At 48.2% G+C, this 12704-nt stretch carries 17 protein-coding genes and 1 tRNA gene; 8 read left to right on the top strand and 10 right to left on the bottom strand.

The features are described from left to right. Positions 1–72: 72 nt before the first annotated feature. The 3 genes from K9W43_01775 to K9W43_01765 form a co-directional block, all read right to left on the bottom strand. A complete protein-coding gene (locus tag K9W43_01775) occupies positions 73–273 on the bottom strand; it encodes a hypothetical protein (GenBank protein ID MCF2135944.1) in 201 nt (66 codons plus the stop codon). A gap of 57 nt (positions 274–330) precedes the next feature. Beyond that, positions 331–408, bottom strand: a tRNA-Arg gene (locus tag K9W43_01770). 87 nt (positions 409–495) lie between these two features. Then, a complete protein-coding gene (locus K9W43_01765; protein ID MCF2135943.1) occupies positions 496–1143 on the bottom strand; it encodes a hypothetical protein in 648 nt (215 codons plus the stop codon). A 125-nt stretch (positions 1144–1268) separates the two neighbouring features. Between K9W43_01765 and K9W43_01760 the strand changes: the two genes are divergently transcribed. Together K9W43_01760 and K9W43_01755 are read left to right on the top strand one after the other, a co-directional pair. Next, the gene (locus tag K9W43_01760) at positions 1269–1595 is read left to right on the top strand and encodes a hypothetical protein (protein MCF2135942.1); all 327 of its coding nucleotides are present in this window, start codon (positions 1269–1271) and stop codon (positions 1593–1595) included. Between the two features lie 96 nt (positions 1596–1691). Further along, positions 1692–2525, top strand: coding sequence for a Nif3-like dinuclear metal center hexameric protein (locus tag K9W43_01755; protein MCF2135941.1), 834 nt, complete (start codon positions 1692–1694; stop codon positions 2523–2525). On the opposite strand, the gene K9W43_01750 is transcribed toward K9W43_01755, so the two are convergent. The 4 genes from K9W43_01750 to K9W43_01735 all read right to left on the bottom strand — a co-directional run bounded on the left by K9W43_01750 (position 2522) and on the right by K9W43_01735 (position 5195). After that, positions 2522–3412, bottom strand: a complete 891-nt coding sequence (locus K9W43_01750) for an ARMT1-like domain-containing protein (GenBank protein MCF2135940.1) — start codon at positions 3410–3412, stop codon at positions 2522–2524. The two genes, K9W43_01755 and K9W43_01750, sit on opposite strands and share 4 nt — an antisense overlap. Positions 3413–3475: 63 nt before the next feature. After that, a complete protein-coding gene (tpiA, locus tag K9W43_01745; GenBank protein MCF2135939.1) occupies positions 3476–4159 on the bottom strand; it encodes a triose-phosphate isomerase in 684 nt (227 codons plus the stop codon). Between the two features lie 96 nt (positions 4160–4255). Then, positions 4256–4861, bottom strand: a complete 606-nt coding sequence (locus K9W43_01740) for a hypothetical protein (GenBank protein ID MCF2135938.1) — start codon at positions 4859–4861, stop codon at positions 4256–4258. A 118-nt stretch (positions 4862–4979) separates the two neighbouring features. Beyond that, positions 4980–5195, bottom strand: coding sequence for a ribbon-helix-helix domain-containing protein (locus K9W43_01735; GenBank protein ID MCF2135937.1), 216 nt, complete (start codon positions 5193–5195; stop codon positions 4980–4982). 150 nt (positions 5196–5345) lie between these two features. Between K9W43_01735 and K9W43_01730 the strand changes: the two genes are divergently transcribed. Continuing rightward, on the top strand, positions 5346–5642 hold the full coding sequence (locus tag K9W43_01730; protein ID MCF2135936.1) for a peptidyl-prolyl cis-trans isomerase: 297 nt from the start codon (positions 5346–5348) through the stop codon (positions 5640–5642). A gap of 53 nt (positions 5643–5695) precedes the next feature. On the opposite strand, the gene K9W43_01725 is transcribed toward K9W43_01730, so the two are convergent. After that, positions 5696–6844: a fructose-1,6-bisphosphatase gene (locus tag K9W43_01725; protein ID MCF2135935.1), complete on the bottom strand. Its 1149-nt coding sequence runs from the start codon at positions 6842–6844 to the stop codon at positions 5696–5698. Between the two features lie 345 nt (positions 6845–7189). Here K9W43_01725 and udp point away from each other — a divergent pair, with 345 nt between their 5' ends. Next, positions 7190–8020 (top strand): uridine phosphorylase, encoded by an 831-nt coding sequence (udp, locus tag K9W43_01720; GenBank protein MCF2135934.1) that lies wholly within the window; start codon positions 7190–7192, stop codon positions 8018–8020. Positions 8021–8026: 6 nt separating this feature from the next. Here udp and K9W43_01715 read toward each other — a convergent pair whose 3' ends face one another. Beyond that, a complete protein-coding gene (locus K9W43_01715) occupies positions 8027–9841 on the bottom strand; it encodes a ribosome biogenesis/translation initiation ATPase RLI (GenBank protein ID MCF2135933.1) in 1815 nt (604 codons plus the stop codon). Between the two features lie 168 nt (positions 9842–10009). Between K9W43_01715 and K9W43_01710 the strand changes: the two genes are divergently transcribed. The 4 genes from K9W43_01710 (at position 10010) to K9W43_01695 (ending at position 12155) form a co-directional block, all read left to right on the top strand. Beyond that, on the top strand, positions 10010–10252 hold the full coding sequence (locus K9W43_01710; GenBank protein MCF2135932.1) for a hypothetical protein: 243 nt from the start codon (positions 10010–10012) through the stop codon (positions 10250–10252). 142 nt (positions 10253–10394) lie between these two features. After that, complete coding sequence (locus K9W43_01705) at positions 10395–10814, top strand: YkgJ family cysteine cluster protein (GenBank protein MCF2135931.1); 420 nt, start codon at positions 10395–10397, stop codon at positions 10812–10814. Then, entirely contained in the window at positions 10798–11640 is an 843-nt protein-coding gene (locus K9W43_01700) for a PHP domain-containing protein (protein ID MCF2135930.1), read from the top strand. The genes K9W43_01705 and K9W43_01700 overlap by 17 nt, the downstream gene beginning before the upstream one ends. Beyond that, entirely contained in the window at positions 11637–12155 is a 519-nt protein-coding gene (locus K9W43_01695) for a Mut7-C RNAse domain-containing protein (GenBank protein MCF2135929.1), read from the top strand. The genes K9W43_01700 and K9W43_01695 overlap by 4 nt, the downstream gene beginning before the upstream one ends. A 3-nt stretch (positions 12156–12158) precedes the next feature. Here the strand turns inward: K9W43_01695 and K9W43_01690 are convergent, their stop codons facing one another. After that, positions 12159–12620 carry an OsmC family protein gene (locus K9W43_01690; protein MCF2135928.1) on the bottom strand — a complete coding sequence of 154 codons (462 nt, stop codon included), beginning with the start codon at positions 12618–12620 and terminating at the stop codon, positions 12159–12161. Positions 12621–12704: the final 84 nt, after the last annotated feature.

Raw genomic sequence — 12704 nt, 5'->3', positions numbered from 1 at the left:
TACTATTCGGGGGGATACGCAAATCATAGTGTCAGCCTGTCAACGAGGAATAAAGGCGAAAGATGATTGTATCTACGGCGCATCAGAAACTGGTTCAACTATGGCGCGCCCATCCTGTTTTGTGATTCGCAAAACATAATCTGTTGTCTGAATAATGAAACTCTCACCATCATCAAGGCTATCTAGAACCTTACGCCCAAGAGGACCGTTTAGATACTGAGTGAAACGTTGAACCAATACATCCGAGGAAGATATGTCCTTTAAGAGACTCAATGTTCATAACCTCGGTATTAATTCGGGTCCAACCATTATAAACTCCACAAAAGTAAGTGGCGGGACCGCCCGGATTTGAACCGGGGATACCCAGCTCCGGAGGCTGGTGCCTTATCCAAGCTAGACTACGATCCCACCTCTTCTGCCCTCAGAGTTTCTTTAAAGATTTGCTCTTTGTCTGTCAATCAGTACAAGAAGCTGGAACACAAAAACGACGACTATTCAATTCCGAAGCATTTCTTGATTTATCAGCCACCAAGCACCACGTTTTCCACGGGTCAAGCCCTTCTCAAGAGTGAGGATAGGAACACCAAGAAATTCCTCTGCTCGCTTATTGAGGCCATCAATTCGATCAAGAACTGTCCGACGCTTGCTTACGCTTCCAAGAAGTGCCTCTGCAAGCTCAGGGGTGGTAGCACCCTCATGTTGTACAAAATACCGGAGCAATCGTCGATCGAGATCATCGCGACATACCTTATGAAGTGCGACATCATTTAGAAACTGCAAGAGAGTCTCAGGTGAGTGAAGATTCTCAAGTTGTTCAACTCGTGCTTTTAGGCGCTCCAGTTCTGCCGCAAGATCCATGACAATAGGGGGGAGCTCACGATCAAGACGCCAGAGAATTGCATCACGGATGAATCTTTGACGGCCGCCACGACCTACCAATGCGTCTATTCGTTCAATAACATTGGTTTCCAGAGTGACCCTGATGGATTGTATGCTATCCTTCTTGGCAGACAGTTTACATCGCTCCTCAATATCAAGTAGACATATGACAACAAGAGTGCTGCCACTTAGAAAAGCATTCCTAAGTCCCAATAAGAGATTCCAGTGATGAGATCCAATCACATCATTACAGTCAAGAGTCAATATCGATATGTTCATCACAAGGAAGGAGATCAGTGAGATGATAAGAGAGAGAATGTGCTGATGAGCGTCACAGTTATAACGACATAGGCTTGTGCGATTGTGACCGTATCACGGAGTTGAACATCTTGAATAAGGAAAAGGCCCTCAAACGAGAATTGACGCGGTTACGAAAGCGACAGAATGCATCCGCCATCGACTTCAGAAGGATGCGAAGGCTCCGCAAGGCTAGGGCACAATTTTGGCTTTTACAGAAGAGAAAAGGAGTATCCACCGCTCCAGAAAAAGAGGTCTCCAAGAAGGAGAAGAAAAAGAAGAAAGTCAAGGAGCCAGAACTCGAAGAGATCACAGAACCAGAACTTGAACGCATTGACGAGAGTGAGATTGACGAGTTATATTCACTTGACGACGAAGATGTGGTAGAAGAAGAGGAGCCAGAGGCCGACAAAGAATAGACGCTCTTAGTTGGCATCTATGATTTATCCATGGAAAGACTTACCTAATAGAGGATACTCCGTTAGGGATAGGAACAGAGGTAGAAAGAGGTGCCAATGATGACCACACTAAGAGAACTGATCAAATATCTCAGGGGAATCGCACCACGAGAATATACTGTTGGAGGGTTTGAGAACCGGGTGGAGATAGGGCCCCAGACCGAAACAGAACAGGGCAAGACCACCATCAAACGCATTCTTGTAGCGACCTATCCCTCATCAAAAGTCGTGACCAAGGCATCACAGGATAAGGCCAATCTGCTCATCACACATAGACCACTCTTTCAATGGGCAGTGGACCGTATTGGAGGCAATGACCTACTTCGATTAAGGATCCTTGCGAAAAATTACATCTCCACATACATCATGGGCAGCTCGTGGATTGCCGCCAAGAATGGTCTATCGGACGCACTCGTAGAAACCCTTGGATTAAGAGATCAGGGAGAATTCTATGTAAGTGGGGACTATACTACGAGAGTCCCACTTGGTAGAATATGCAAGACCAACGAGAAGATGATACATTCCAAGTTCGCTAACTATATCGTTGGAAAACTGGCACAGGATCGATTGATATTCACGGGTGATCTCGATGCAGTTGTAGAGGACGTTCTCGTCACACCAGGCACACTATTGGACATGCCAGAGATTCTCGAAGCGAAACGCAATGATATCTTCACCATTGTGACAGGGGAACTCACTCCGGACATCAGAATTTTGGCGCATGAGGAGGGCATCAATGTGTTTGAGGTAGGAGCCTTTGTGACCGAAGAGCCAGGGATGCGAAGACTGAGAAATTATCTTGCCCTTGAATACCCTGAACTCAAGATAGAGTTTGTACCAACCGAACCCGTGACTAAGATCCTCAAACATTATGGTGAGTCCCTGTCCTAGGCAGTAGGAGGCTTTCGGATCAGGACCACATTCTTGTTTCGAGGAACACCAACATGCTTTGCAACCGTATCGCATTTTGTTCGCATCACGTGGACAACAGGACAGGTTGGATCGAACTCTGTCAGGGACTCGTAATTACCCATTCCCTTTGCCACGATGAGCTGCGCAGAGAAGAAGGCATCTAGAAACTCCTTTGAGTTGCGTTCCGGATTCACGCCGATTGCGGGCGCACCAGTATCACGGACCTCATCAGCATAATTTGCAAGACCGACCTCTTCAGCATCGTCCATTGTTGCATCATTAAGTACAGGTCCACCCTTCACATAGGCGATAACTCGGGGGCCAAGCCGGCGAATCTCGGAGATCAGTACGATATCCAGAACGATCTCGCCAGCATTATCCATCAGATAGAGAACTTCATCAGCATTCCGACATAACTCTCGAAATTCATCGACCTGATCGATTGCAAGATCGTGTTCCACCCGATCAAGAATGCCACGAAGCTCATCCAGACCAAAATGACGACCGGAAACATCGAACTCAATTGCGTTAGCGGCTGCTGCAATCAATGCGGCACGGCGAAAGCGAGCGGCATCATCACCGGACTCTTCTACTATACGGAGAAGATCAGGAAGGAGCTCCAGAGCAATACGATTGGACTGACGCTTTAGATCCGCATAGGGATCTTTTCCGGTCATGCGTTGGACAAGAAGATCACGATCTGTGCCGATATGACTTGGAACCGAGTCCGCTGTGAGATTATCTGCAAGGAACCGAGTCATTGCAGTTATCACATCCATTTGAAGCTCGGGATCATCAGTAGCAAGTTTGACCTGATTGACTGCTCGTTGAAGCAGACAGTGCGCACACTCGATTGAGACCTTCATAGATATCGCCGTGCCAATGCGAATTCTTTCTAATAAAAAAGCACTTGAACGGGCACTCACTCACTAATGACGGATCGGCTCAGCAAGAGCCTTGAGAACGTCAACAGGTTTGTCCGACTTTGCCACTGCCGAGGCAAGAAGAACACCCTGAGCTCCAAGGCCTAGTGCGGACTTGACATCATCTCCGGAGGAAATACCTGCACCACAGAGGATCGCCACATCCTTGTTCACCTTTCGTATCTGTTCAACAGTACCAGAGATGATCTCGGGCTGTGCCTGTGACACGGAGATCCCTGTTCCAATCAGTTCGGGAGGTTCCACTGCTACAGCAGAGGGCTGTAATGATGCAGCCGCAACACTGACCAGAGGATTATTTGTACAGACAATAGTATAGAGCCCAAGATCCTCAGCCTTTCGTATTGCAGCCTCGATGTCTGCAAGCTGCATACGATGTTCGGAGTGATTCAGGAGTGTCCCGGAGCAACCAGCCTCAATGAGGGTTTCCCCAAGTACATGCCCCGTGTATCGACCGGGCTCACCCGGATCCATGTGCTGTGCAAAGACAGGAATATCTACAGCGCTACTCACACGATAGAGATCAGGGGTCTGTGGTGCCACAACAATCGATACACCATACTCTTTTGCAACGGTCTCGCAATGCCGTGCTAGTGTGACAGCCCTCTCACCAGTGGCTTGAGGGTACGTCTTGAAGTTTATAGCTATGACGGGAAGCTCAATCTTGACCATCATTTTCGCCTCAGAATAGTTGCTCCGCTAAGCAACCTGTAGGGTCGCTGGCAACTGTGCCAGCCTATTAAGCTTGCTGTAGTGAGAAACGTTACTTTATCGAACAGCACCCACTAACAGCTTGAGAACAGGAACACGAGCATATCCACGACGATTCAGATCTGAAATGGACTTGCGAAGCTCAATCTTGACATATTTGCCGGGCTCCGAATTACGATAGTACTGCATGTATATTCGCGAGAACTCTTCGAATGTCGGGGCATTAAGCAACTCGCTTACCACATCATCAGATACGCGGATAAAAACATCCTCATCGGGAACTGCGCCAGTCCCATATTCAAGTGGGCCATTAGAGGCCTTCTTGATCCATGTACGTTCGCCACTAGCCATGAGCTCGATTGAGAACTCATCTGGTCCCTCGATTGTGGACGCAATGGGGGACTCCTCAAGTAGATATTTCAGCCGACGCGGGAGAGAATCGTGATAAGGAATCGTTTCGGCTCGACGGACTCGTTCTACAGCAGGTTCTCCTGATTCCTCTGCGGGAGCCTCAGCGTCTTCCATAGCCTCCGCGGGAGCCTCGATTTCTTCTGTGGCCTCAGTAGGTGGTTCCTCTGTCATCTCAGCTTCAGTCGACTCTGCTGTTTCTTCTTCTTTTTCTTCGTCACTCTTTTTGCGTCCAAATAATCTGCGCATGACCATTAGTATTCAGCTCCTCGTTGGAGTATAGCATTGGTTCATAGGGTACTTTCCACAAATATGGTAGTGCCCCACAGGTCATAAACAGGTGCACATGTAAAAAAAGGTAATTGGATTGTATCTACTCCGAGGCCGCCTCGCCTGACTGGACGATCTTCTCTAATTGCATAAGCAGAGGGGAACCGTTTTTCTTGTGTTTTCCCCAAAGCTCGTCCACAAGAAGGTCTCGAATAGCAATGCGAATGACCTCAGACCTATTAGGATACATTGCCTGTTGAATCAGTTTATCCATGCCATCAATATAAGACTCAGGTAAACAAATTGTGACAACCTTCATTCTAACCGAGAGAATATGAAACAAAGTAACTAATGAATCAGTGTCATTCCCAGATGACAATGGGCGTATTACTCACTCGTAGTCATACTTAACTTGCCTCGTACAGAGAAACTCACGTGCAGCCTCCTGCTGCCAGAGGTGACAATACTAATGGGAAAAGGAAAATCAAAGACTGGAAAGGTTCGTGCCAGTCATATCCTTGTCGAGAAGCATAGCCAAGCGCTTGAGGTCATTCGCAAGATCGCAGAGGGCGCGGATTTCAAAGAGATGGCACGTCAGTATAGTTCGTGTCCGTCAAAGAAGAAAGGTGGCGACCTTGGGTGGTTCACACGGGGCCAGATGGTACCTGAGTTTGAGAGAGCAGTATATGCACTCAATGTTGGCCAGATGACTAACGAGCCTGTAAAGACCAAGTTCGGATATCATGTCATCAAACGAACTGGCTAGTTCTGCTTTTTGAAAAATAGAGAAGAGAAGCGGGATCATTCCCGCTTCATCGACTATTCTGCCGAGTCTGAATTATCAGCACTCTTTCCAGTTGGTACGATCTCCTTTTCGGAGAAGCGGGTCTCTAATTTCTTGAGAACACCAGGAAGTGTTGTGTACTCCATTGATTCCTCATCAAGCCTGTGAGGCATGAAGGGACCGTGCCTGCGCAGGTAGTCTGCTGCTTCCATTGCTCTCTTACGGGATATGTCAAAAGCAACATCTTCGAACATATCAACGGGACCAAGCAATGTACCATTACTGACTTGGAATCCTAGAGCAATAACACGTGGGGGACCATCAAATCGAGTACAACGAGAGTCCTTCAGACCAACTGGCATCAGTGGCCCAATGTGGGATCCACGCATCCAACCAGCAACAAGATGAGGTAGAGTAAATGCCTCTAAGACCTCACCCATTGCAGGCAGGCCTGAATGAGCACGTACGATTGCAACAGGATCGTCCTTACCAATGTATTTGCCTGCGACCTGATAGAGCTTGTCGGTACTCACCGACGCCGCAACAAGTCCATCACGCCTGTAGATTTTCTTGATAGTGTATCTACCAGTACTACCCATCAGAGCGAGCAGATCATACATCTCTTCGGGACAGTCCAATGACACATAATGTGGGGTTGCTTTCTTAATGTCCTGAATGACAAAGGTAAATCCCTGATGCAAGTTCGGGTCGATGACAAGCCCTGCAGTGTTAAAGGGGTCTGCAAAGACCTTGAACAACGGGTAGTTGTATGCACCGGGTTCTGTCTTGTCAGCCATGAAGACAACAAAGGGTTCTGATTTTCGTTCCTCAATCGTCATCTCAGCAGAGCCGGGGCCCATCCCTCTAACATTTCCACTAAAGGTGTCTGAGAGAATATCCTGTCCTGCTGCATAGATCTTTTTCTCGCGACCTAGCTTTGCGCCCTCGTTGAAAATATCCCATGCAAGCGTGTGAACCTCTTCATTATTCTCACCCTTATGATGAGTCATGATGAGTTCAAGATCATCACCCGCATTGGCAACATGAAAGTCTTTTATGATGCCTTTTTGCACGCCCTCCTTGAGCCGCTTGCGAGCAAGCTCCATCAAGAAGTCTGGCACAATGACATGGCCCGCCAACGAACCGATGTCCGCCTTGATGACGCTAATTGTGGTTTCAACCATTTTTAACGTACTCCTGATTATCGATAATCATGTGAATGTAGGATTTCATCCTCACCGTGATTCCGACGGGGCCAACGTTCCTTTTAGCCATGTCGGAGTGACCATCACGTGAAGGCCCATGTCTGGCAGGTATTCTACATACATATAACAGTTTGGAATGAATCAAATTTGGGCCGTTTAGATTCAGTTTGTAAGTAGTTACAGTAGACTGGCTACATGTGGGAGATCACATACCGCTCTTGCTGCCAAGAATCACTGCCAAATTTGAACCATAGAAGACACATCTATATTCGATACGAAAGGAACAAATCAAGTTACAACATAGAATGTGATTGGTGACAAACAATGAACGATGGCAAGATCTCAGCAACGCGCCCCGAAACAGAAGACAGGAAACAATACCACCTTGAAGTCAAGGTAGGTGAGGTGGCACAGACGGTCCTGCTCCCAGGTGATCCGAAGCGCGTGAGAAAGATAAGTTCGTATTGGGATGACTGGCAAGAGGTGGCGGAGCATCGCCAATTTGTCACTCATACCGGAAAATATAGAGGAGCCGAGATATCCGCATGTTCAACAGGAATTGGGGGTCCCGGAACTGCAATCGTTGTGGAAGAGCTTGCCAATGTTGGTGCCCGTAACTTTATCCGGGTGGGATCAACTGCCACTCTCAAGGAAGATATTGATCTGGGTGACATGATAATCTCTACAGCGGCTGTAAGGTTAGAGGGGACAAGTCACCAGTATGTCAGACCGGAATATCCAGCCTCGGCATCCTACGAGATCGTCCTTGCGCTTATTGAGGCGGCCGAGTCCCTTGGTTTTACATATCATCTGGGGATATCGGCATCTACAGACTCCTTCTACCTTGGTCAATCTCGGCCCGGATTTGGAGGATACACTCAGAGCATGAGCGAGACCCTCATCAGAGATCTCACCAAGGCAAATGTTGTAAATTTCGAGATGGAGGCTGCGACCCTCTTTACACTTGGGAACATATACGGTCTCAGAACCGGAGCTGTCTGTGCAGTCTATGCTAACAGAGTACGGGACGAGTTTGCAGTACGTGGAGAGGATGATGTCATCAAGTGCGGTAACGAGGCCGTCAAGATCCTCTCAGAAATGGACGAGGAACGTACAAGGTCACACAAGCAGTACTGGCACCGCGGACTCACCTGATCAACATCATTTGCCAATATAGTAGTACTCGCCAGACGCTTTCTGTTGCGAATCCAGCTGAGAACCCTCTTTATTGACACGCGGTCGTCCGCTCTGAGGGTCTCGACGGAATGTCACACCCATGTCTTTCAGGAACGTGTTCATCCCGCGTCGAAGCGTCATGACTGAGGAGGCGATACCCTTCTTGCCGGGTGTCCCACTGAAGACGACCATACTGTCAGAGAGATAGTCGGCCATCAGGATGGAGTGCTCGACCACAAATGCAGTCTTTTGACCGCCTTGGATTATTCTTCGAATGGCTCGCGAGGCTGCAAGACGTTGTTCAATGTCAAGAAATGCAGAGGGCTCGTCGAATAGATATATGTCTGCCTCTTGGGCAAGACACGCTGCAATTGCGGCACGTTGCATCTCCCCACCGCTCAGGTCTGTGATCGTATGATCCATCAGTTTCTCGAGGCCCAGTCTTCGAATAACAGTGGTCTTGAAGTCAGCAGTATCAATAGTGCTGCTGCCCTGTTCACGCAGGTACATCCGCAGAGTGCCCGGATATTCCTGCTCGATATATTGTGGCTTGTATGCGACCTTAAGTTCCAGACCACCGACAGTCTTGGCGGGAACCTCACCCTCATCAGGTTCGATGACTCCAGCAAGCATCTTGACGAACGTGGTCTTGCCGATTCCGTTAGGGCCGAGGATTCCAACAATCTGGCCACGCTTGACACGGCCACCCTTGACCGTGAGCTCGAAGTCTTCAAACCGTTTGACCATAGTCCCATATTCGAGAAGGGTCTCCGAGCCGGCAAAGGTCTCATCTTCGGTGGTCATTCCCTTGAAGGATATGGAAGTGTCACGGAATCTCATGTTCTCGTCAGGAATGAACCCGTCAAGGAATATATTGATACCAACACGAGTACTGTGAGGGTTGGATACAATACCATAGACCCCAGGTTCACCATAGAACATACAGACCAGATCGGACACATAATCAAGAATGGAGAGGTCGTGCTCGACCACAATAACGGTCTTGCCGAGGTCAGAGAGCTGACGGATGGCACGTGCGACGCGAAGTCGCTCACGGACATCAAGATATGCAGTGGGCTCGTCAAAGAAATAGAAATCACCCTCGCGCACTATTGCAGCAGTAATGGCCACTCGCTGAAGTTCGCCACCACTCAGAAACTTGATGGGGCGATCCCAGATCTCACTCAGGTTCATGTCGTCTTTGAGTTCCTTTAATCGACCTGAGGAATCGGCTGCCTCTAAAAGTTCGCTAATGGGTTTGTCAGCAATGCTCTTGATCTTGGGCAGGTCCGTAATTGACTGTGGTTTGTGCACTGCTATGAGAGCACCATTCTGTATCTTCTCGAAAAAGGGTTGAAGTTCAGAGCCACGATACTCGACTATGATTTCGGCCCAGTCAGGAGGATCTTCAACACGCCCAAGATTTGGCATCAGTTCGCCTGCAAGAATGCGTATAGCAGTGGTCTTGCCAACACCGTTTGGACCGATGAGACCTAACACTTGACCCTCTTTCGGGGTTGGGAGACGGAAGAGCTGGAAACCATTTACACCGTATCGATGGCTTGTATCAGACTCGAGTTTCTCCGGCAGATTGACAATGCTGATGACATGATACGGACATTTTCGTACACATATACCCTCACCTGAACAGAGCTCTTCTACAATGACGGGAGGCTTGTCAGGCCCTTCAGGAAAGATCACGGTCTCGTCACCAGTCCGTACTCGAGGACAGAATCGTTGACACTCGTGTGTACAATCCTTCGGGCGACAGCGTTGTCTGTCAATGACTGCAATTCGCATAAGGTCTCACCTGCCGAGATTGAGATGAGACCCGGCTTACGCTTTATAGCACTTTGGCTTGGGAATGAAAATAGGCCTCGTAATTGCCTCTTAGTTCGATAAACACTCAGGCGGTGACTACTTGGAAAACCTTTTGAGCAGAACAACGGTGGTCCTTATAGATGAACTATGAAGAACCTTATTGACCGCCTCTTGGAAAATGTCGGTACTGGCCAGTTACGGAAGGGAGCACTCACTCAGCCCAGTGACCTCATGACTGCGGTCAGAAAAATTCACGAGCGCACTTTTTACAAACTCACAGGAAAGAGACCTCTGCCCTCATCAATTGATATACGAACCTCAACAGTACCTGATAGTGAGACCTTCAACAATCTATCACCACTGCGAAGACTTGTACGAAGAGGACTATAGCCGCCTCTGCCTCGACGCACTTGACTTCAGTCAAGGCTGATGATCTCTTAACTGCTGTACATACACCAACTCGGGCCGATCAAATCTGGTCCTATGACTATACTAATGTGCAAGTATGTTCTCAGTTTGATAGGAGCAGGTCGTGTTGAGCCCATTCGTATGTAACCATGATGGCAGTTGCGAAGAGGCGCGTCTATGCTGTCTTGAGACAGAGATGACACTCACACGCAAGGACGCGGAACGAATTGATGCATTAGGATATTCACGTGAGGACTACATGGTCAGAACAAAGGACGGTTTTTGCGAACTGAGAAATATAGACGGCCATTGTTACTTCTATGATCCTGCGACCAAACTGTGCAAGATCTATGATGCTCGTCCTGAGGGGTGCCGATACTATCCTGTTGTATACCATATAAGAAAACGGAAATGTGTTGTTGATCAAGACTGTCCGTCCAGGGAGACCATGACCCGTGACGAGGTCAGGAAAATATGTAATAAGGTCAGGCGACTCGTTGAAACACTCATCAGGGAGGCCAGATTTGGTGAGAGACCGTGCTGATCTGCATACCCACTCACATTTTTCCGATGGCATCAACTCACCAACAGAGATAGTGAAGTTGGCCACAGAACGGGGACTTGCAGGAATTGCACTCACCGACCACGACACACTGCGGGGATTAACAGAATTTCTTCAATGTGATGCACCACCAACTCTGCGTAGAGTGCCCGGTATTGAGATCAGTACCGAGTCGGAGGGAGGTGAGGCGCACCTACTTGGATACTTTGTGACACCTGATGACCATGCAATTGCAGAAGAGTTGGAACGCTTTAGAAAGAGAAGAAGAAACAGATTTCTAAAAATGGTGAAACGCCTTGATGAATTAGGAATCACTATTGATCCCGTGCGTGTGAAACAGATCATGGACACAATCCAAGTCCCAGGGCGACCACATCTTGCACGATTGCTTGTAGAAGAGGGAGTTGTGAAAGATACCGACGAGGCATTTGAGATCTACCTGGCAGAGGGAAGACCTGCATATGTCTGGCGCCAACTAATAGAATTACATGACGGGATTCGCCTTCTTCGTTCAGTCGGAGCTGTCCCAGTTCTTGCCCACCCGCTCACTATTAAGATAGCAGACCTGCATGCCTTTCTCAGCGATCTGAAACAGACAGGGCTTGCGGGTATCGAGGTGGAATACCATTATTCAACTACCAGGTCGCAAATAGACACGAATGTGATCAGAGAGACTGCAAAGGGACTGGGTCTCATCATGACAGGAGGAAGTGACTATCATGGAGATCAGTCGCATTCCCCGCTTGGAGCAGTCACCGTATCAAGTGATGTCATAGATCAATTACAGAGGGAGGCCAAAGATTCATAGGAGGAAGAACCACGACTGATAGATTCATTGTCGATGCAATGCTTGGCCGGCTCACTCCATGGTTGCGCTTAACTGGCAATGACACTCTGTATTCTGTCGAGTATGATGATGACACCCTACTGGAACTCGCAGAAAAGGAGGACCGGGCGCTACTCACCTCGGATGCGGAATTATATCAGCGCGCACAAGATCGAGGAATCAGGTCGATGCTCGTCCGTGGTGATGTTGACACAGAGGTGGCCACCGTGTTTCGTACGTTCAAGATACCACCACTGATTGATCCGAACCAGTCACGATGCTCTAAATGTAATGGAGAACTGCGACACATCATCGGTTCAGAAAAGACACAGATCAAGGGACTGGTTCACGAACAGACCTACGAGTACTATGACGAGTTCTGGTTGTGTACTAATTGCCACAGCGTCTTCTTTCAGGGCGGCCACTGGCAAAATATGCTTGATTATATGAAACGTATTGCAGAGATGATCAGCTCATCTGAAGTGAGTGAGGAATAGCATTCAGTCGCTGTCAATCTCCCGGACGGAGATGTCAAACTCGAAGGGGATACAATCCTTCATTGTTCGATAGAGGTGACAATATTCTGTCATCAACTCGGCACATCGCTTGCCAACATCCAGTTCATCTTGCCCCACAACGATCTCACCCTTCACCTTGATTCCTGCGATCATGTACCCCTGACCGTCAAATTTCACATCAGTTGTCCCTTCCAGATGCAGTGAGATGAGTTCCATCTCGAACCTTCGTTGAAAATCAAGAAATGTGTCATTTAGACAGCCAAGCACAGCAGTTGTAAAGGTCTCATCAGGACAGAGACCGTCACCATTACCACCATAGGTCTTTGGGGTATCAAGTTTGAGCTTGTGCCCATCACCTGTTGTTGCTAAGGCACCAGTTGCCCCATCCCAGTCGGTCTGCGAGCGATACTGTTGAAATTCTGGATATTTCGTCTTTAACCGCATTTTTGTTCACGAATGGTGGCGAGTAGAGTACAATTAAGAACTTGTGGTGAGGCTATGCCTTCAGGAAGTAATTTAAACGGAATG

This window comes from Candidatus Thorarchaeota archaeon (assembly GCA_021498125.1).
In the GTDB taxonomy this organism is placed as follows: Archaea; Asgardarchaeota; Thorarchaeia; order Thorarchaeales; family Thorarchaeaceae; genus B65-G9.
This window is presented reverse-complemented; position numbering and strand designations above follow the sequence as displayed.

Coding starts and splice junctions, on each gene's coding strand:
- K9W43_01730 (MCF2135936.1), top strand. CDS start 5,346: ATGGGAAAAGGAAAATCAAAGACTGGAAAGGTTCGTGCCAGTCATATC.
- K9W43_01710 (MCF2135932.1), top strand. CDS start 10,010: ATGAAGAACCTTATTGACCGCCTCTTGGAAAATGTCGGTACTGGCCAG.
- K9W43_01690 (MCF2135928.1), bottom strand. CDS start 12,620: ATGCGGTTAAAGACGAAATATCCAGAATTTCAACAGTATCGCTCGCAG.
- K9W43_01755 (MCF2135941.1), top strand. CDS start 1,692: ATGATGACCACACTAAGAGAACTGATCAAATATCTCAGGGGAATCGCA.
- K9W43_01735 (MCF2135937.1), bottom strand. CDS start 5,195: ATGAAGGTTGTCACAATTTGTTTACCTGAGTCTTATATTGATGGCATG.
- udp (MCF2135934.1), top strand. CDS start 7,190: ATGAACGATGGCAAGATCTCAGCAACGCGCCCCGAAACAGAAGACAGG.
- K9W43_01750 (MCF2135940.1), bottom strand. CDS start 3,412: ATGAAGGTCTCAATCGAGTGTGCGCACTGTCTGCTTCAACGAGCAGTC.
- tpiA (MCF2135939.1), bottom strand. CDS start 4,159: ATGGTCAAGATTGAGCTTCCCGTCATAGCTATAAACTTCAAGACGTAC.
- K9W43_01740 (MCF2135938.1), bottom strand. CDS start 4,861: ATGGTCATGCGCAGATTATTTGGACGCAAAAAGAGTGACGAAGAAAAA.
- K9W43_01725 (MCF2135935.1), bottom strand. CDS start 6,844: ATGGTTGAAACCACAATTAGCGTCATCAAGGCGGACATCGGTTCGTTG.
- K9W43_01715 (MCF2135933.1), bottom strand. CDS start 9,841: ATGCGAATTGCAGTCATTGACAGACAACGCTGTCGCCCGAAGGATTGT.